Annotated in this window: 15 protein-coding genes and 1 pseudogene; 8 read left to right on the top strand and 8 right to left on the bottom strand. The window is 36.3% G+C overall.

From position 1 onward, the window contains the following. Positions 1-9,612, bottom strand: a 9,612-nt coding sequence (locus ACSG5Z_RS22985; protein WP_435712196.1) for an isopeptide-forming domain-containing fimbrial protein, incomplete at its 3' end; no start/stop codon positions are given. A 459-nt stretch (positions 9,613-10,071) separates the two neighbouring features. Here ACSG5Z_RS22985 and ACSG5Z_RS22980 point away from each other — a divergent pair. Both ACSG5Z_RS22980 and ACSG5Z_RS22975 read left to right on the top strand, forming a co-directional pair. Beyond that, positions 10,072-10,551: a GyrI-like domain-containing protein gene (locus tag ACSG5Z_RS22980; RefSeq protein WP_435712195.1), complete on the top strand. Its 480-nt coding sequence runs from the start codon at positions 10,072-10,074 to the stop codon at positions 10,549-10,551. A gap of 175 nt (positions 10,552-10,726) precedes the next feature. After that, positions 10,727-11,974, top strand: a complete 1,248-nt coding sequence (locus ACSG5Z_RS22975) for an MFS transporter (RefSeq protein ID WP_435712194.1) — start codon at positions 10,727-10,729, stop codon at positions 11,972-11,974. 17 nt (positions 11,975-11,991) lie between these two features. Here ACSG5Z_RS22975 and ACSG5Z_RS22970 read toward each other — a convergent pair whose 3' ends face one another. Beyond that, positions 11,992-12,873 carry a helix-turn-helix domain-containing protein gene (locus ACSG5Z_RS22970; protein ID WP_435712193.1) on the bottom strand — a complete coding sequence of 294 codons (882 nt, stop codon included), beginning with the start codon at positions 12,871-12,873 and terminating at the stop codon, positions 11,992-11,994. Positions 12,874-12,950: 77 nt separating this feature from the next. Between ACSG5Z_RS22970 and ACSG5Z_RS22965 the strand changes: the two genes are divergently transcribed. Continuing rightward, a complete protein-coding gene (locus ACSG5Z_RS22965; RefSeq protein ID WP_088064707.1) occupies positions 12,951-13,412 on the top strand; it encodes a 2-thiouracil desulfurase family protein in 462 nt (153 codons plus the stop codon). A gap of 28 nt (positions 13,413-13,440) precedes the next feature. On the opposite strand, the gene ACSG5Z_RS22960 is transcribed toward ACSG5Z_RS22965, so the two are convergent. From ACSG5Z_RS22960 to ACSG5Z_RS22950, 3 genes and pseudogenes are all read right to left on the bottom strand, one after another. Further along, complete coding sequence (locus ACSG5Z_RS22960; RefSeq protein WP_106102082.1) at positions 13,441-13,794, bottom strand: YxeA family protein; 354 nt, start codon at positions 13,792-13,794, stop codon at positions 13,441-13,443. 105 nt (positions 13,795-13,899) lie between these two features. Beyond that, a pseudogene (locus ACSG5Z_RS22955) lies at positions 13,900-14,007 on the bottom strand (O-methyltransferase); the annotation flags it as partial. Positions 14,008-14,151: 144 nt separating this feature from the next. Beyond that, a complete protein-coding gene (locus ACSG5Z_RS22950) occupies positions 14,152-14,664 on the bottom strand; it encodes a hypothetical protein (protein ID WP_098815126.1) in 513 nt (170 codons plus the stop codon). A 231-nt stretch (positions 14,665-14,895) separates the two neighbouring features. Between ACSG5Z_RS22950 and ACSG5Z_RS22945 the strand changes: the two genes are divergently transcribed. Continuing rightward, positions 14,896-15,459 (top strand): GNAT family N-acetyltransferase, encoded by a 564-nt coding sequence (locus ACSG5Z_RS22945; protein ID WP_060488145.1) that lies wholly within the window; start codon positions 14,896-14,898, stop codon positions 15,457-15,459. Between the two features lie 146 nt (positions 15,460-15,605). Here the strand turns inward: ACSG5Z_RS22945 and ACSG5Z_RS22940 are convergent, their stop codons facing one another. From ACSG5Z_RS22940 to ACSG5Z_RS22930, 3 genes are all read right to left on the bottom strand, one after another. Further along, positions 15,606-15,959 carry a HesB/IscA family protein gene (locus ACSG5Z_RS22940; RefSeq protein ID WP_000573830.1) on the bottom strand — a complete coding sequence of 118 codons (354 nt, stop codon included), beginning with the start codon at positions 15,957-15,959 and terminating at the stop codon, positions 15,606-15,608. 41 nt (positions 15,960-16,000) lie between these two features. Further along, complete coding sequence (gene dapF / locus ACSG5Z_RS22935) at positions 16,001-16,867, bottom strand: diaminopimelate epimerase (RefSeq protein WP_060488144.1); 867 nt, start codon at positions 16,865-16,867, stop codon at positions 16,001-16,003. 239 nt (positions 16,868-17,106) lie between these two features. Next, the gene (locus tag ACSG5Z_RS22930) at positions 17,107-17,346 is read right to left on the bottom strand and encodes a YuzB family protein (protein ID WP_000595024.1); all 240 of its coding nucleotides are present in this window, start codon (positions 17,344-17,346) and stop codon (positions 17,107-17,109) included. 350 nt (positions 17,347-17,696) lie between these two features. On the opposite strand from ACSG5Z_RS22930, the gene ACSG5Z_RS22925 reads away from it, so the two are divergent. From ACSG5Z_RS22925 to ACSG5Z_RS22910, 4 genes are all read left to right on the top strand, one after another. Then, positions 17,697-18,767 (top strand): NAD(P)/FAD-dependent oxidoreductase, encoded by a 1,071-nt coding sequence (locus tag ACSG5Z_RS22925; RefSeq protein ID WP_000682062.1) that lies wholly within the window; start codon positions 17,697-17,699, stop codon positions 18,765-18,767. A 233-nt stretch (positions 18,768-19,000) separates the two neighbouring features. Continuing rightward, the gene (locus tag ACSG5Z_RS22920; protein ID WP_060488142.1) at positions 19,001-19,174 is read left to right on the top strand and encodes an aspartyl-phosphate phosphatase Spo0E family protein; all 174 of its coding nucleotides are present in this window, start codon (positions 19,001-19,003) and stop codon (positions 19,172-19,174) included. Between the two features lie 205 nt (positions 19,175-19,379). Then, positions 19,380-20,039 (top strand): ABC transporter ATP-binding protein, encoded by a 660-nt coding sequence (locus tag ACSG5Z_RS22915; protein ID WP_137011847.1) that lies wholly within the window; start codon positions 19,380-19,382, stop codon positions 20,037-20,039. Continuing rightward, on the top strand, positions 20,023-20,820 hold the full coding sequence (locus ACSG5Z_RS22910; RefSeq protein ID WP_088608534.1) for an ABC transporter permease: 798 nt from the start codon (positions 20,023-20,025) through the stop codon (positions 20,818-20,820). The genes ACSG5Z_RS22915 and ACSG5Z_RS22910 overlap by 17 nt, the downstream gene beginning before the upstream one ends. Positions 20,821-20,827: the final 7 nt, after the last annotated feature.

The following is a 20,827-nucleotide window of genomic DNA, read 5'->3' as shown; positions in this document are numbered from 1 at the left end:
TGGTTCTTTCGGATCTTCCGGTTTCACTTCTGGTTCTTTCGGATCTTCCGGTTTCACTTCTGGTTCTTTCGGATCTTCCGGTTTCACTTCTGGTTCTTTCGGATCTTCCGGTTTCACTTCTGGTTCTTTCGGATCTTCCGGTTTCACTTCTGGTTCTTTCGGCTTAATGGAAACTGTCGGTTCAAGCGGTTTGTTTGTTGTATCTTCCACAATCGCTTTATTCACAATTTCTTCTCCAATTTTAACCGTTTCTTTTACCTTCGCTTTAAAAATAATACTACGTTCTTTTGTATCCATAATGTCTAAATACGCAGCAGTTACTTTTCCAAATTCCATTTTTAACTCTATTGGATTTGGCTCAGCACCTTCAAATCTAAGACTATCTTGCACGTATTCTAAACCGGCTGGAATTTCATCTTCTACCTTTACCACGGCTAATTTTCCGTTTTCTACCGTATTTTCAAAGCTAATTCGGTATTCGATTTCTTCTCCTAGCTTCGGTTCTTTATTACTTACTGTCTTCGTTGCTTTTAACTTACCATCTTTATATTCTGGCTTTATTGTCGCTGTCGGTTCCATAACTGGATGGTTCGGATCATCTACATGAATAATCGCTTTATTTGTTATTTCTCCTCCAACTTTTACTGTTTCTTTTACCTTCACTTTAAAAATGATACTTCTTTCTTTCGTATCCATAATATCTGGATACTTCACTATTACTTTTCCATTCTCTACTATAAGCTCTGTTGGTGCAGGCTTGTCACCTACAGCCTTCAAACTATCTTGCACATATTCTAAACCAGCTGGAATTTCATCTTCAATTTTCACATCAACTAACTTCCCGCCATCTACTGTGCCGTTAAAAGTAATTCGATATTCGATTTCTTCTCCTAGCTTCGGTTCATGATTACTTACTTCTTTCCTTGCCTCTAGTTTCCCATCTTTATATTGCGGTGTAATTGGTATAAGTGACTCAACTGGCGGAGTCGTCGGATTATTATCATCCACAATCGCCTTGTTTATAATCTCTTTTCCTACTTGTACCGATTCTTGTACTCGCGCTTTAAAGATGATGCTTCTTTTTTTCGTATCTGTAATTTCCGGATACTTTGCTGTTACTTTTCCATTCTCAACATGAAGTTCTACTGGATTTGGTTCCGGTCCATCAGACTTTATACTATCTTGTACATATTCTAAACCGGCTGGAATTTCATCTTCTACCTTTACCTCAGTTAGTTTTCCGTTCTCTATCGTATTTTCAAAGCTAATTCGATATTCTACTTCTTCTCCTAACTTCGGTTCATGATTACTTACTGTTTTTTTTGCTTGTAATGCACCATCTTTATATTGAGGCTGAATAGCGATATTCGGTTGCTCTGGTGGATGTATTGTATCTTCCACAACCGCCTTATTCACAATTGCCTCGCCTACTTTAGCTTTTTCTTTCACCTTCACTTTAAAGACAATGCTTCTTTCTTTCGTATCCGTAATTTCTGGATACTCTGCAAGGACGATTCCATTTTTCACTTTCACATGCAACGGTTTCGGATTCTCTCCCTCAGCTCTTTCACTACCTTCTACAAACTCTAAGCCACTTGGTAATTCATCCTTAATCTTCACCTTTGCTACTTTTCCATGCTCAACTACGTTACGGAATGTAATTCGATACTCTACTTCTTCTCCTAATTTCGGAGCGTCGTTATTTACTGTTTTTTCAGCTTTTAGTTTTCCATCTTTATACTCCGGTGTAATAATCGCTTCTGGTTTTTGTGGTGGATTCTTTGGATTATTGTCATCCACAATTGCCTTATTCACGATTGCCTTACCGATCTTTGCTGCTTCCGTTACTTTCACCTTAAAGCTAATACTACGCTCCGCTGTATCAGTGATATTCTCATACTTCGCTGTAATTTTTCCAGCTTCTTCTTTTAACTCTACTGGATTCGGTTCATTACCTTCTGCTTTTAAACTACCTTTCACATACTCTAAACCAGTTGGTAATTGATCCTCAATTTTCACCTCTGCTAGTTTTCCGTTTTCTACCGTATTTTTAAAACGAATTTGGTACTCTACTTCTTCTCCTAGCTTTGGATCTTTTTTACTTACCTTTTTATCAGCTTTAACTTTACCGTCTTTATACTCCGGTGTAATCTCAACTTCCGGTCGTTCTACTGGATTTTGCGAATCATCCACAATCGCTTTATTCACAATTGCCTTGTCCACTTCCACATCATCTTTCACTTTCACTTTAAAGATAATGTTTCTTTCTTTCATGTCAGTGATATTTTCATACTTTGCGATAATTTTTCCAGCTTCTTCTTTAAACTCTACTGGAGCTGGCTTATCACCTTCTGCTTTTAGACTATCCTTCACAAATTCTAAACCAGACGGAATTTCATCTTCTATCTTCACCTCAGCCAGCTTCCCATCTTTCACCGTATTACTAAATGAAATGCGGTATTCGATTTCTTCCCCTAGCTTTGGTTTATGATTATTTACTTTTTTATGAGCAGTAATTTTACCGTCTTTATATTGCGGTGTAATTTTAGCTGTCGGTTCAGTTATAGGATGGTTCGGATCATCCACATGAATAATCGCTTTATTTGTGATACCCTTGCCTATTGCAACTGAATCTTTCACCTTCACTTTAAAGACAATACTTCTTTCTTTCGTATCCATAATCTCTGAATACTTTGCCATTACCTTGCCATTTTCTACTTTCAACTCCACTGGTTTTGGCTCTTCACCTTCAGCCTTTTCGCTTCCTTGTACGAACTCTAAACCAGCTGGGATTTCATCCTCTATCTTCACCTCTGCTAGCTTTCCATCCTGCACCGTATTATTGAAAACAATTCGATATTCGATTTCCTCACCTAGCTTCGGTTCGTGATTACTTACTTCTTTTCTCGCCTCAATTTTTCCATCTTTATATTGCGGTGTAATCGGTACATAAGGCTCTTCTGGCAGATTCTTTGTATCATCCACAACCGCTTCATTTAAGATTTCTTCTCCCGCTTTTACGCTTTCTTTTACCTTCGCTTTAAAGACAACACTTCTTTCCTCTGTATCTGTAATTGCTGGATATTTTGCCATTACCTTGTTACTTTTTACCTGTAGCTCTACTGGTTCCGGTTTAGAACCTTCTGCTTTCACGCTGTTCTCCACATACTCTAAACCATTTGGTAATGTATCCTTTATGTTTACCTCTGCTAGTTTTCCGTTTTCTACCGTGTTTTTAAAACGAATTCGGTATTCTACTTCTTCTCCTAGTTTTGGTTTATGATTATTCACCACTTTCTGAGCAACAATCTTGCCGTCTTTATATTGTGGAGTAATTACCACATGAGGCTGTTCTGGCTCATTTGTTGTATCTACTACGATTGCCTTATTGACAATTTCCTTACCTATTTCTGCCTCCTCTTTTACCTTCACTTTAAAGGCAATGCTTCTTTCTTTTGTATCTGTAATTGCTGGATACTTTGCCATTACCTTGCCGTTTTCCACTTTCAGTTCTACCGGACCCGGTTTAGAACCTTCCGCCTTCAAACTGTTCTCCACATACTCTAATCCAGCTGGAATTTCATCTTCTACTTTAACCTCAGTTAGCTTCCCGTTTTCTACCGTATTTTTAAAACGAATTCGGTATTCTACTTCTTCTCCTAACTTCGGCTTCTTATTGTTTACAAACTTCTCAGCTTTCAGCTTACCGTCTTTATATTCTGGTGTGATCGTTACTTCTGATGTCGTTGGATCTTTCGTATCATCAACAACTACTTTATTGACAATGCCGTCACCAACTTTGAATTCTTCTTTTACTTTCGCTTTAAAGACGATACTTCTTTCTTCTGTATCCATAATCTCTGGATATTTGGCAATTACTTTTCCATCTTTCACTTGCAGTTCTACCGGCTCTGGCTTAGATCCTTCTGCTTTCACACTGTCTTTCACATACTCTAATCCATTCGGTAAATTATCTTCTATTTTCACCTCTGCTAGTTTTCCGTTTTCTACCGTGTTTTTAAAGCTAATTCGGTATTCTACTTCTTCTCCTAACTTCGGCGATGGATTATTTACTACCTTTTTCGCTTCAACTTTTCCATCTTTATGCTGTGGAGTAATTTCTGCTTTCGGTGTTTCTGGCTTGTTTTTCGTATCATCAATAATTGCTTTATTGACGATTTTTTCGTCGACTTTTACTTCTTCTTTTACTTTCACTTTAAAAGTAATACTTCTTTCTTCTGTATCCGTAATCTCTGGATACTTCGCCACTACCTTACCGTTTTCCACTTTCAATTCTACTGGATCCGGCTTAGAACCTTCTGCTTTCAAACTGTTTTCTACATACTCTAAACCTTCTGGTAACGTATCTTCTATTTTCACCTCTGCTAGTTTTCCGTTTTCTACCGTGTTTTTAAAGCTAATTCGGTATTCTACTTCTTCTCCTAACTTCGGTGATACATTATTTACTACTTTTTTTGCTTTAACTTTTCCGTCTTTATGCTGCGGAATAATTTCTGCCTTCGGTGTTTCTGGCGGATGTTTCGTATCACTCACAATTGCTTGATTGACAATTGTATCGCTCACTTTACCTTTTACTTTCACTTTAAAGGTAATACTTCTCTCTTTTGTATCCGTAATTTCTGGATACTTCGCCACTACCTTACCGTTCTCCACTTTCAATTCCACTGGTTCTGGCTTAGAACCTTCTGCTTTTAAACTATCTTTCACGTAATCTAAGCCATTTGGTAAATCATCTTCTATTTTTACCTCTGTTAGCTTTCCATGTTCTACCGTATTCTTAAAAGTAATTCGGTACTCCACTTCCTCTTCTAACTTCGGCGTTACATTATTTACCGTCTTTTTCGCTTCAAGTTTTCCCTCTTTATACTGCGGAGTAATTTCTGCTTTCGGTGTTTCTGGCTTGTTTTTCGAATCATCAATAATTGCTTTATTGACGATTTTTTCGCCGACTTTTACTTCTTCTTTTACTTTCACTTTAAAAACGATACTTCTTTCTTCTGTATCCGTAATCTCTGGATACTTCGCCACTACCTTACCGTTTTCCACTTTCAATTCTACTGGATCCGGCTTAGAACCTTCTGCTTTCAAACTGTTTTCTACATACTCTAAACCTTCTGGTAACGTATCTTCTATTTTCACCTCTGCTAGTTTTCCGTTTTCTACCGTGTTTTTAAAGCTAATCCGGTATTCTACTTCTTCGCCTAACTTCGGCACTAGATTATTTACGCTTTTCTTTGCTTTAATTTTTCCATCTTTGTATAATGGCGTAATTTTCGCTTCTGGCTCTTTCGAATCTTTCGTATCATCAACAATTGCCTTATTGACGATTTCCTTGCCTACTTCCGCTTCTTCTTTCACCTTTACTTTAAAGACGATACTTCTTTCTTTCGTATCCGTAATATTTTCGTATTCAGCGCTAACTTTTCTATCTTTCACATGTAACTTTACTGGAGCTGGTTTATCGCCTTCCGCCTTTTCACTATCTTTTACATACTCTAAACCGTTAGGGATTGTATCCTCTATTTTTACCTTTTCTAGTTTTCCGTTTTCTACCGTGTTCTTAAAGCTAATTCGGTATTCCACTTCTTCTCCTAGTTTTGGTGATGGATTATCTACTGTCTTCTTCGAATCAATTATTCCATCTTTATATTGCGGAGTAATTCTTTCCTCCGGCTCAATCGGTGGATTTTTCGTATCATCAACAATTGCTTTATTGATGATTTCTTTACCTATTTTTGCTTCTTCCTTCACCTTTACTTTAAAGACGATACTTCTTTCTTTCGTATCCGTAATATCGATATACTTAGCTTTAACTACCCCAGCTTCAAACGTTAATTCTAATGGTCCCGGTGCTTCCCCTTCAGCCTTAATACTATTTTCTACATATTCAAGACCTGTTGGAATTGCATCTTCTACTCGCACCTCTGCTAGTTTTCCGTTCTCTACCGTATTATGAAAACTAATTCGATATTCGATTTCTTCTCCTAGCTTCGGCTTTTCATTATTAACTACCTTTGTAGCCGCAATTTCACCTTTTTTACTTTGCGGTGTAATAACAACCTTTGCATCAGCCGGATCATGTTTCGGATCTTTTGCAACTGCTTTGTTCACAATTGCTTCCCCTACTTTTGCCGTCTCTTTTACTTTCACTTTAAAAACAATACTTCTTTGTTCCATATCCGTAATTTCTGGATATGTTGCAGTTACTTTGCCATTCTCCATTTTTAGTTCTACTGGCTCTGGTTTTATACCTTCTGCTTTCAAACTATCTTTCACGTATTCAACACCTTCAGGCAACGTGTCTTCTATCATTACCTTTTCTAGCTTTCCGTTTTCTACCGTATTATGAAATGTAATGCGGTACTCCACTTCTTCTCCTAGTTTTGGTGTTTGATTCGTTACGCTTTTATCCACGTCTACTTTACCGTCTTTATAACCTGGCGTAATTTTTTCTTCTGGATGTTCAGACTGACCATTCGGGTCGCTCACAATTGCTTTATTAACAATTGTTTCTCCTACTTTTGCTTCTTTTTTTACTTTCACTTTAAAAATGATGCTTCGCTCTTCTGTATCCGTAATTTCTGGATATTTTGCGATTACCTTACCATTTTCTACTTTTAACTCTACTGGACTTGGTCCAGCACCTTCAGCTCTCTCACTGCCTTGAACAAATTCTAAGTTAGTTGGAATTTCATCTTCTATTGTAACTGCCTCTAGTTTTCCATTTTCCACCGTATTTTTGAAGCTAATTTGATATTCAACTTCTTCTCCTAGCTTCGGCTTCTTATTTGTTGCTTTTTTCTTTGCATCAATTTTGCCGGCCTTATACTGTGGTGTAATCTTTTCTTCTAGATTCTTTGGTGGATTTGTTTTATCACTAACAATTGCTTTGTTAACAACTTCTTCACCAATTTTTGCAGTTTCTTTTACTTTCGTTTTAAAGACGATACTTCTTTCTTCCATATCCGTAATTTCTGGATACTTTGCAATTACTTTGCCATTTTCAAATTTCAGCTCTACTGGCTCTGGTTTTGCACCTTCTGCTTTCAAACTATCTTTCACAAACTCAAGACTACTCGGTAATTCGTCTTCAATCGTCAATACATCTAGACGTCCATCTTTCGCCTTGTTTTTAAACGTAATACGATACTCGACCTCATCGCCTAAACTTGGTGTTTTATTAGAAGCTATTTTTGTCGCTTCTATTTCTCCAGGAACCTCTTTTGGAGTTGTAACCGTAATATTTGCATCGTCTTCACTCTCATACTTTATCTCGGCACTATCTTGTCCCTTTACAGCAACGACATTTTTTACTGTTGTATCTGATTGTATAGAGTCTTTCACTTTTACCTTAAATGTAATAACAGCACTTTCACCAGGCTGTAAAACACCACCGTCTGTAGCATCTGCCCCTTCACCAATACGGAAATCAATTTGATTATTTACAAATTCTGCTTCATCATCGTTTGCATCATCTGTTTTTTGTCCTTTATTGCTTCCACTAATATATTGGATTGATCCCGGGATATACTCTAAGCGATTATCTAATTTATCAAATCCTTTTACATTAGATACCGGTGCTTGATTGTTCTTCGTATCATTTTTCACTTCAATTTGGTACGTAATTTCTTCGCCAACTTTAACTTCCTTAATTTCTTTTCCAGCACTATCTAATGCCTTTTTATCAACTTGTAAATTTGGCGCATTATGTTCTGTGACGAATGTAGTATTGTTTAATACGTAAATGTCACCGCCGCCACCATTTGCTCTAAAGCGCATTTTTCCTTCTTTTAAATCGTTTTTTACTTGCTTTGGTCCCTCAAGGTGATACGTATGAATATCTGTACTGAATGAATTTGTCCAATCTGGGTTATATCCCGGATATTTTTTTGTAACAAACTCGTTAGTGCCATCCACTTGTACTTCTGTCATAGACGAGTCATTAACATCATTATCTTTACCGTTAATATTTTTCAACTTTTGGTATCCTAATCCAAAGTCATACTCTCCATAATCATAAGCATATATATCATTTTCAGCAGGATCTCCTTGTGACGAAAAATAACTAAATTTCGCCTTAAAAGCCCCTTCTTTCGGTGTGTTTATTTTATTAACACTAATATCTGCCCAAGTTGTACTTTTTTGAGAAACTAAACCTTCCCAAATTTTCATATCTTTTACGGTTTCTTTATAGTTTTCATAAACTAATATAAGATTCCAGTTACCCCAGTAGTAGCCACTGCCCTTTTCAAATTTAATTTGTGGTACATTCGCAACTGTCACCGTTTGAGAAATACCTTGTTTTGCAATCACATTTGTTACATCAGCATACGCAACATATCCTGCGCCACTGCTATAGTGATTTGCAATATACGGTAAATAATCCGCTTTTCGTATACTATCAGCACTTACTTCAGCGTATTGCTTATTTCCCATCTTCATTTTAACGGGCTGTCTTACATCTTCATCGCTAACTCTATAATCTGTCCTTGCATCACCCGGAGTCCCCATAGCAGCTGTCCAAAATAAATAGGCCTTTTTCACTTTACTTCCAGTAGGGATGTTAGGAAAAGCTCCTGTTGATGAATTAAATGTAGTATCATCATTATCAATATCTACAGCTTTTTTATTTGCTTTCCCCCCGACACTTTGCCTAGTATAGTAATTATCTGTTAGCCCAAGCGTCACATTACCAGTCTGTACTAAATCACCAGCAGCAATTGTAGAATACAGTGGATCTCCAAACCCTTGCTTATCCCCTGTTTGGATTTGAACCTTTGAAGCATTCTCTGATGCAGCTTGTACTTCTGTATCACTCTGTTTTGCCGCTACAGGCGATTGTTTTTTCTCTTTTTCTAGCTGCTTTTCATCTTTAGCTACTGGTTTCTTTACCAGTTCTGTGTTGGATGTAGGTTTATTTTTATCTTCCATAGATGCTTTTTGTTTTTCATCCGCTTTGTTAGTTGCATTATCAACTGGTGACCCGACTTCTTTCTTATTACTGTCAGCCTCATCATCGGCATTCGCTTCAACCTTGTCTTCAGAAGGAATCCCTTCAACATCTACAGACATGGTCCCTATTTGCACTTGATCTTTTTGCACACTAACCTTTTGTTTGTATTCTTTATTAAAATGCTGTGCACGGCTAGCTTTTATTAGCACAGTCATTTTTTCGTGTGATTTTAAATCTTGAATTTTAAGATTAGAAGAAAGAAGCTTTCCTCCCTTATCTTTTTCCTCTACATAGAAATCAGCTACCTTATTTTCAGGTAATCTCTCTCCGTTTACTTTCATAGATTGAGGAAGAAACATAATTTCATTGTCATTATTTTGTTTCATCACCAATTCTTGAATTGGTATATCTCCCGTATTTTCAATCGTATATTGAAATACGTGCTCCCTCTCAGCTACTTCTCCCCTATATATTTCAGCATTCACTTGCTCTGCCTTAATCTTCACATCATTCCCTTGTAACTCATCCCAGCTCTTTTTATTTATCTCTGTAGCAAAAGCACTAGGTGAAGGCAATATGATGGATAGGAGAAGTATAATCATTGTTACGACATTAAAACATTTCAACACTTTTTTCATATTTTCCACCTTTTCTCCTTTCTATATATTTGCTATCCTTCTACTTCATTTCAGTACCCATTTCATTTAGTAGCCAGGAACATAGCAATATATATCCACTCGCAACAATCCGTCCTACGAAGATGCATCATTGAAATCCCTATTTCAACAATACAAATCTCATAGAATATTACTATTTTAATTTATCAAAAATAGCATATATATATCGGATACTTATACAAACCTTTACTATTTTTTAATATAGGAAAAACCCCCTATTGTATAGGTTTATATAACAGTTAAAGGATACATAAAAATCTTAACATACTCGTTAATCTATTTATACAATCAATAGGAATTCTACCATTTTTTACTTATTTTAGTTCATTAATTAAATTCCTGAAAAATAGTAACCGTTACATGTAAAAATATGTTACATTAAATAAGAACAAACGTTCTAATTAGAGGGAGGAATTTTTAATGATAAACGAACCCATTATCGTAAAAAAAGAAGCTTTCCAAGCAATCGGTATTTCGATTACGACGACAAATGAAATAGAGGCATCTACTGAAGGAAAAATTCCAGGGCTTTGGAACCAATACTTCCAAGAACAAATGATGCATCACATCCCAAATCAACAAACGAAAGAAACATTCGCGTTCTACTCAAATTACGAATCAGATGAAACTGGTACATATCAATTTACGATCGGTATGCCCGTTTCTTCATTAGAAGACGCACCTGAAAATATGACAACTTTAACAATACCTGTTGCTACGTATGCGGTATTTACAACGAGAAAGGGTCCAGTTGCTGAAGTCGTTTGTGAGGCTTGGGAATATATTTGGCAATGGTCAAAAGAAAACAAACGTGCTTTTACAACAGACTTTGAGCTTTATGATGAAAAAGCAACAGATCCAACCAACGTACAATTGGATATTTATATTGCATTAGCCTGAACGACAAAAAAGAAGATACCATTTGGTATCTTCTTTTTTGTCGCTAAATAGCCACTGTGCAAATTCAACATTATTGTCTACAATGAGAAAGTGCAGTATAGAAATATTAGAAACTGTATAAAGTGATTGTTAACAGGTTTTTCAGTTTAAATTTGTCACATAGAAAGGAAGCAATATGGAGGAACTACAACAAAATAAATCTGCTTTAAAAGAAAATACGAAACCGTTATTAAAAAATACGAATTTCCTTTTTCTTTGGGCAGCTACTCTTTTTTCAAGTTTTGCTTTAGCCTTTTTTACTTTTTCACAAACGTGGTACATAGCAAAAACATTAAACCTTGAGGCTTCACTCGGTGTTGTTTTCGTAGCTCTTAGTGTTCCAAGGCTTATTTTTATGATTATCGGCGGTGCTGTAGCTGATAAATTCCCGAAAAAAAACATTATGTTTTATTCTAATATTATTCGTGCTATTCTCGTCGCAACCATCCTTACATGGTTCATCGTAGGTGATGTAACACTATATACATTTGCTTTATTCGCTTTATTCTTTGGGCTTGCTGATGCTTTTTTCTGGTCAGCTGATGGATCTATCTTACCTGAACTTGTAGAAAAAAGCCGTTTAACACAAGCAAATTCACTTACACAAATGACAAACCAAGCATCGGTCATCTTAGGCCCTGTACTTGGCGGAATTCTTATCAAATTTACGAACTATGAAACGATCTTTTCGATCACGATTTTATTACTGATCGTCGCAGCCATACTCGTTCAAAAAATACAATTTACGATGCCAGAACAGCAAAATACAGACAAAGGCATGTTCACTTCTATTAAAGAAGGAATCTTATATGTAAAGGAATCACCATTCCTTTCAACCTTCCTTATTTGTAGTGCCTTTTTAAACTTATTTTTAATCGGTCCAATGCAAGTCGGTTTCCCGCTTTTCGTTAAAAATGTTCTGCACGGTGACTCGCTTCAGTTCAGTTACTTAGAAGCATCTGTAGGAGGCGGAATGGCGATAGGCGCTGTCATTGTCGGTTTAAAAAATATTAATCGCAGACGCGGTCTATTTTGCATTATCATGATGCTACTGTCTGGTGTATTCTTCTTATCCATCAACTTTAGCACCGTACTTTGGCAAGCATTATTAGCTGGCATGTTTTACGGTATTACAATTGCAATGGCTATCGTTCCGCTTATGGCGATGATTCAATCGACAGTAAAAGAAGAAATGATGGGACGCGTAATGAGTTTACTTATGCTCTCATCAATGGGCTTTATCCCGCTTTCTTATGCATTCACATCAATCGCACTTGCAATAGGAATTCCAATCGTAACCGTTATGAAAAGCGGTGCAATCGCCGTTATCGTCTTCGTACTATTTGTAGCGATTCGTGTTCCAGTTGTAAGGAAGTTTGATTAACTACTTGGAGTCATGTGTTATACGCATGGCTCTTTTTTAAACGGATCAAATAACGGTATCCCCTTACTTCTTCTCACGGCTGCTCCCCATTCTAATCCAACTTCTAAAAATAAATCCCGCACTGTACTATATAAAAGAGCCTTCACATTTTTACGGATTTCCCCGTATTTATACGCTCTCACAACACTCTTTACTCGCCAAATGAAATTTCCATACACTTCTTCATCAGCTAATATTTGCTCCAGTAAAACACCTTGCTCTAGTAACCCGCTCTTTTTATATGCAAGTTCCACCTTACTCCAAAATATATTAATCTTTTTCGGATTACGCGTCATCGGCACAAGTGCGTATATAAAAGGCTTCGGTATATCATGACGGCAATACGTCTCATCAAGTTCGTACGTTTCTTTTCTATTCTCTTTTATTTGTGGAATGTTTTTAGAAAAAATTGTTTCCCCTTCACTTTTTTGCTCATTTTTACTACAGCCATCTACACGATCATCACTTTCACATGCGGACAGTTTCATACGGTCATCCATGCGGTCAATTGCAGACGTAAGAAATACATATAAGTTCGCACTATATCCGCCGCGCTTATGTCTTTCTTTTGTCGCAACACGCTTTATAATTCCTAGTTCCTCTAACTTTGCAATTGAACGGCGTACTGTACGAATGCTCTTTCCAACTTTTGTAGCAATCGTCTCCATTAATGGACAAGCAACTCCCACTGTTTTCTGTTTCTCATTCACCGCATACTTCCCTAAAAAATGAATGATGGTTGTATCCGTTTTATTTAATTCAAATCGATAGCACTTCAAAATTTGTCTCTGATATGTATTAAACTCTTCTTTACTTCGAAATTCACTATATGGTTTCATTAAATTATATAAGCTTCCCATTTTTATCACCTCATTTATAGGTAAGAGTCAGGAAGCAAAATTGGCGGGGTATTTTAAAATTTTTTGGAGGTGACAATATGATCGTAATTAGCGCTTGTTTAGGTGGCATCGCTTGTCGGTATGATGGAAATGACAATCTCGTTTCAAAAATAGAGGAGCTACTGCAACAAGAAGATACAGTCCTCATTTGTCCTGAAGTATTAGGAGGATTACCAACGCCTCGTCCTTCAGCTGAAATTATTGGCGGGAATGGCGATGACGTTTTAGATGGAAAAGCAAAAGTGGTGACAAAAGACGGTGAAGATGTCACAGCAGCTTTCGTGAGCGGTGCTTATAAAGCTCTAGAACAAATGAAAGGTTTACATCCAGAATATATTATTTTAAAGGAACGCAGTCCATCTTGTGGTAGTTCTACGATTTACACTGGAGAATTTAACGGGAATAAACAAACTGGTTACGGGGTAACAACTGCTTTATTCAAAAGACATGGATTTAAAGTCATTTCAGAAGAGGATTTTGAGAATATAAAAAGGAATTGACTCTATTCGTCAATTCCTTTTTTCTGTCTTATTTCACGCCTAGTTTTTCTTTCACTTTCGCAGGAAGCTCATCTTTCTTTACTTCTTCCCAAGCTGTTACACCTTTTTTATCTGAGTGATATACACGTAAGAATGCATCTTTACGTAAGTTTTTTTGAGCTGTGAATTCTAATTCTTTTTCTTTTCCGTCTTTATCAAAACCAGTTAACTTATATTCGTAATCTTTATATGGTTCACCATTATCAGATTTACCATTATACTCTTTTCCATCTACTGTAATTTGAACATAATACTCATCTTTACCCATACGATTTAAATCACAACCAACTAATAGGCTTGCAAATACAACTAAAATACTAAAAAGTGCAATATATCTTTTCATTTCCTTCACCTCATGTGTTTTTCTTATATTGTTATCTTAAATCCTAAGCTTTAAAGAAGAAATTCAAAAACATGACATGAACATTACACTTTTGTAAGATAATAATTATTTCTGCACTTTAGAAACCGTCATCCCGTCACCAATTGGAATGAGTACGGATTCTAAACTTGGATGAGTTGCTACTACTTCGTTAAACTTCTTCATAACTTCTGTTATTCAAGATTTCTTTTATCTTTTGCATAAAAATAAAAAGGCGGCAATATCAGTACTCTTGCACTCATATTGCCGCCTTTATTAAATTTCGAACACAATAACTTTAAATTTGCACCAAATAATAAGCTCTTCGTCAAATATTTTTTATTGTACAACAACGTCTGTAAATGAAGCATCATACGTTTTAAAACTATCCTTAAAATCTATTACTCTTAAACTTCCTGATACTTTTTCAGGAGAACCAACATCATTTAATTCCGATGTTTGAGCCATAACAAATCCTTTAGAATTAGGAGCAACATCATCACTCATCATTATTTTATTAGAACTAAATCCATTGATAGATACACTATCAGCTTGGATAGTAATGTTAGTGCTTGTTTTATTTTCTACGAGGAATTTAACACCATTTGTTTCCAATTTCACAAAGCTAATCTTCACACGATCATCTTCAAATACTTGTGTAGGAGCTTTTTGAACGGGTTTTGTTGTTTCTTTCTTTGGTGATTCATTTGATTTCGTTTCTGTTTTATTAGTTTCCTCACTCTTTACAACTTCTTTAACAGTTTCCGTTGAATTATCACCTTTAGGCGCTACCACTATACCCAAGATAAACCCAATAAGTACTAGCCCTAGAGCTTTTAATATCTTTTTCATGTTTCATTTCCCTTCTCTTATACATATATAACACTATTCAATTATAAGGATTTAAATTATAAAAGCAATTACTCTAGCTACAGAAACTCCCTCACATAAATTCTTTAGATGAAAAATAATAACTCCTTATTCAACTAGCAGCAGTTCCGGTTTCAATATGTGAAAAGGGATTTCTAAATGATGAAGTGAATATATATTTATTGTTTTCTAGCTTTTGAGAGGAGAAATAATATGAACCCTATTTTATTAGATGTTCCGTTACAAATAGAAACAGATAGACTTATTCTTCGGGCACCACTTCAAGCTGGTGAAGGGAATATCGTACATGAAGCTATTAAAGATTCCATTCGTGAATTAAAGCAATGGCTGCTTTTATTCCAGTCCATTCCTACTATTGAAGAAACGGAAATTCTCCTGAGAAATGCACATATAGATTTTTTGAAAAGAGAAAGCTTTCGCTATCTTATCTACCATAAGGAGACGAATGCTTTTATCGGAACTGCCAGCCTTCACGCAATTGATTGGAAAGTTTCTAAATGTGAAGTTGGATACTGGATTAACACGCAATTTAGTGGTCATGGATATATGATAGAAACAGTAAGTGCGTTAATAAACCTTGGATTTCAGTTATTCAAATTTAGAAGGATTGAAATACGATGTGAATGTAATAACAAGAAAAGTCGTGCGATTCCTGAAAAACTAGGTTTTGAGCTTGAAGGGACATTACGTAACGAAGATCTTTCAGCTGACGGCAAACAACTAACTGATACTTGCATCTATGCAAAGATAAATTAGATTGTAAAATTCGTTATGCAACATATCTTGAGAGTGTTTTTTAAATTTGGAAGGCGACGTTTTTAATTTTTTGCAACAAAAGAAAAGACCTCCTTAACGATTTTATTTCATCGCTAAAAAGGTCTTTTTCTATTTCTGCTAAAAGCTTAGCACTCTTCCGGCTTACCAGCATTCGTCGCTGTACGGAAAGATGATCCACATCCGCATGATGCGATTGCGTTTGGATTGTCGATTGTGAATCCACCGCCAAGCATAGATTGTTTATAATCAATTTTTACTCCTTTAACAATTGGAGCACTCTCTGTATCGATAACAAATTCAACACCGAAAAATTCAAGAACTGTGTCGTCTTCTTTTGGTTCTACTTCAAATCCTAAGCCGTAAGAAAGGCCAGTACATCCGCCGCCATGTACAGCAAGGCGCACGTACTTCTCTCCATCTTCAGCATCTTTTAACATATCTTTAATTTGAAAAGCTGCTTGTTCTGTTACTTCAATCATGAAATACACCATCCTTTCTGTTCTCATTCTATTATACATCTTTACGCTTCTATCTTGTACTCATACACTCCGTGGCAAATTACTTCCGCTGGTCCTTTCATTAACACATTGCCTTCTTCTGTCCATGCAATCATTAAATCGCCACCAGCTAAATGAACTGTAATTTCCTTACCACGTTCCATCTTTCCATTTAAAATAGAGGCTACAACTGCAGCACATGCCCCTGTTCCGCAAGCTTGTGTTACACCAGATCCACGTTCCCAAACACGGAAGTTCATCTCTGCATCATTCAAAATCTCGATGAATTCAACATTTACTCGCTCTGGGAACATTTCATGTGTCTCTAGGACTGGACCAAGTGTTGTAAGAGGTGCTTGCTCTACATCATCAACAAAAATAACCGCATGCGGATTCCCCATTGAAACGGCTGTAAATGCATAACGATGATTATTGTATAAGAAGTTTTCACGAATAAATGGTGTTTCACCTTCACCAAGCATCGGTATTTCTGCACGTGTTAAACGCGGTGCTCCCATATCGATTTTCGCTAACGTAACTTTCCCTTCTTCTACCGTTACTTCCGCTGTTACAATACCAGCTAACGTTTCAATTGTGAAAACTGTTTCTTCTACTAGTTTATGCTCATACGCATATTTCGCTACGCAGCGTAAACCGTTACCACAGCTCTTTCCTTCTGAACCATCATTATTAAACATGCGCATTTTCACCGGAGCTACGTCAGATGGACAAATTAAAATCATTCCATCTGCTCCAATACCAGTATTAATATTTGAAACCTTTTCCGCCACAAGAACTAAATCTTCTTCAGGAATTTGTTCTTCAAACATATTTACATATATATAACTATTGCCAAGACCATGCATTTTTGTAAAAGAAAATTGGCTCATTTGTATTCACTCCAAAAATAGTTTGTTATTTTAAGTATAAAATGCACGCTTTTAGAACACAATATGAATGTCCCCCGTTTCTCATATTTGACAACATTTGGCGATGAGCCATTCTTGCACAAATTGTGTAAGAAAAAAAGCCCTTCTACAAGGGCCTTTTTTTATTTATATACAATATTATCCTCCCCCGCGAAAGAAGATTTTATCTAATAGAAAAAGGTGCTGCTGATTGCAACACCTTAAAACATTGGATTTTCATCCAAATACTCATATACATTATGGACAAGTTCTTCTACTGTAGCACCTTGTACGACTTCACCATTTACAAGTGCAAACGGCCCTTCAAAACAAATACCACAATATCCTAAACAACCATATTCCATTACATCTAAATTCGGATCTTTTTCTAATTTCTCTAAAGCTGCTTGTGAACCACTCGCAAGGTTACCTACACAAAATTCAATTAATGGTTTAATCAAAATTCTCCCCCCTGTACTACAAAACAAATTACCTTCTGACTATCTATAAGAAGAAAACTAAGCTGTCTCTTGTTGTTTTCGTTATACATTCTAAACTATTTAGTTACTTCACTATTTCACTTCAAAGTAGATGGACTTATTTTATATAACATGCTACTCGCAATGAAATAGTAATTAAAAAGGAAAAACAGTTTACTTTACTTTTCTTCTTATTGTACAACAGAGTATTCATTCATGCATTGTTATTTGTTCACAAATTCGATATAATTTGATTGAGTAAAGTCAAAATATTTTATTAATATAAAATTGTATGATTAGGGGATATTTCAACAGAAAAGGGGTAATCCATCATGAAACACCTCGTAATACTAGGTGGCGGCTACGGTGGAATGAGAATTCTGCAGCGGCTACTTCCAAGCAACCAACTTCCAGATGATGTACAAGTGACATTAATCGACAAAGTACCATACCATTGCTTCAAAACTGAATATTATGCATTAGTTGCGGGTACTATTTCAGAAACACATATTCGTATACCGTTTCCCGAGCACCCACGCCTCAATATTCAATACGGCACAATAACAAATATTGATCTCGAAGAAAAAGCTGTTCATCTCGATGGCGGCGAAGCAATCCCATATGATGATTTAATTATCGGTCTTGGCTGTGAGGATAAATATCATAACGTTCCTGGGGCGAAGGAATATACACATAGCCTACAATCGATTGAACAAACACGTAAGACATATGAACAATTAAATAGTCTAGAACCAAACGCAACAGTAGCTGTCGTTGGTGCTGGATTAAGTGGCGTTGAAGTTGCAAGTGAACTTCGCGAAAGCCGTTCTGATTTAAAAATTCACTTATTTGATCGAAAAGATAGAATTCTATTCCCATATCCAGAGAAATTAAGTAGATACGTAGAAGAATGGTTCGTAAAACATAAGGTTACTATTATACGAAACTCTAACATTACAAAAGTAGAACCAAATATTGTGTACAACCACGATGAACCACTTGAATGTGATGCAATCGTCTGGACAGCTGGTATTCAAGCAAATGAAGTTGTTCGAAACCTTCCAGTTGAACAAGATGGTAGCGGACGGGTTGTTTTAACAAAATATCACAATATTCCAAATAACGAGCACGTGTATGTTGTAGGAGATTGCGCAGCACTTCCACACGCTCCATCTGCACAACTTGCTGAAGGTCAAGGAGAACAAATTGTCCAAATATTATTAAAACGTTGGAATAATGAACCACTTCCTGACGAACTACCTGTAATTAAATTAAAAGGTGTTCTCGGCTCTCTTGGTAAGAAGCACGGCTTCGGTTTACTAGCAAACCAACCATTAATGGGACGTGTACCGAGATTATTAAAATCCGGTCTTCTTTGGATGTACAAATATCATAAAGGTTAATACTTTACAGGCTGTCTACTAAATAGGCAGTCTCTTTTATGAGTTAAAATATAATTATCAGACACATCTTTCTCAATATGGATGATGATTTATTTTTCATTTTTATATTAAAAACTATTGATAAACAGTGTATGCTATTTATAAGTTGTTTTATTATTTCCTTTAAGACCGAAGTCATTCGGTCTTATTTTTTATGTTGTAAATACTTTTACAGGAGGTATTCCATTTCACTTATGAACTTAACGAAACTAAACGATCGAATAGAAGCGAAGAAGATAGAATTGATCTATCTCGTTGAAAAGTACGGATTCACTCATGATAAAGTGATTTCTTTCAGCCAAGAATTAGATCGTTTACTTAACTTATTAATAGAACTCAAGACGAAGAAAAAACGTTGCTCTTTATAACCGTTACCTTCTCTTTTTTGATACGATATAAAGTGAAACTTTAATCAGTGGGGGTTTTGTTCCTCCCCCACTGATTATTAGTTGAACCAATCGGGCTTTTACGGGCAGTTGATCCCCACCAAACTTCTTTGCTTTCGCTGAATTTTGAGGTGGGGGTCTTACTGCCCGTTAATGCGGGATAGCTAGAATCAGAAAGGAGCCATCTATGTTTATATTAAAAGACGTTACATATAAAGATATACTACAAATTCCTTATTTACAGATTCAAAAAGAAAAAATCACATGTATTATCGGTGAGAGTGGGAGCGGAAAAAGTACATTGCTCCGCATGCTAAATGATTTGCAATCTCCAACATCCGGTACAATTGAATATAACGGAAAACAAATTTCTGATTATCCTCCAATTCAATTACGACGTGACGTAGTCATGCTTGGGCAAACGCCACCTATTTTTGATGGAACGATTAAAGACAATCTATTAATGGGACTTCGTTTTTCTGAAAAACCATTTCCAAATGACGATGCCTTGCGAAGCACATTAACGACTGTTAGCTTAGAAAAAAATTTAGAAGACAACGCTGATTCATTATCAGGCGGGGAAAAGCAACGACTTGCTTTTGCACGTATCGTACTTATGGATCCACCTGTTTATTTATTAGATGAACCAACCTCGGCACTAGATAGCGATACAGAACGCCGCGTTATGAAACAATTTACTACGCTAGCAAGAGAAAAGAAAAAAACAGTTATCTTCATTACACACTCACAACAACTTCCAAAAGAAATTGCAGACGATATTATTGAAATTAGTAAAACAAACGGTGCAACTAGAAAGGAAGTGCTCTCAGTTGAAGGGCGTTATTGAACTCCAAATTTGGCAACTTGCCGCTGCATATATTTTTATTCTTATTTTAATTGGACTTGTAAAATTAAAAGGGATTCCTCGTGAAAAACAAATTGCGCTCGCAACATTCCGTATGACGATTCAGCTCGTACTTGTTGCATATGTCCTTACATACGTATTTGAAAATAGTAATCCATTTTATACAATTGCTCTTATTACTTCTATTACTACCTTTGCAATTTTTAATATTTATAAACGAGTCAATATCCCGATGTCTAAAGAATTAAAACGAGTAGCCGCGCTTTCCATGGTTGCCGGATCAATTGGCCCACTTCTACTATTTATCTTTGTTATTATCGGGCACGACCCTTGGTATGCACCGCAATATATCGTTCCGATTACGGGAATGTTAGTTGGGAATGCGATGACAGGTGTTTCCCTTGGTGCAAATACGTTCTTAAATAATATGAAATCGCAAAGAGGTCAAATTGAAGGCGCACTTATGCTCGGCGCAACACCGAAAGAAGCCGCTGCGCCGCTCATACGAGACGCTTTTGACTCTGCTATTTTACCAACGATCAATTCTATGGTCGGAATGGGGATTATAAGCTTACCAGGCATGATGACTGGTCAAATCTTATCTGGTGTATCACCATTTACAGCCATTCAATATCAAATCGCCATTATACTTGGTATTTCAGGAAGCACTGCCTTTGCTGTTATTATCTTCTTACAGCTTGGATATAAAACATTCTTTAATAAGCGGTGTCAGTTGAAAGAGATTGACTATGGTGCACAGTAAATGTTGC

This window comes from Bacillus pretiosus, from assembly GCF_051294775.1.
In the GTDB taxonomy this organism is placed as follows: Bacteria; Bacillota; Bacilli; order Bacillales; family Bacillaceae_G; genus Bacillus_A; species Bacillus_A wiedmannii.
The sequence above is the reverse complement of the archived record's forward strand: the minus strand, read 5'-3'. Positions and strand labels throughout refer to the sequence as shown.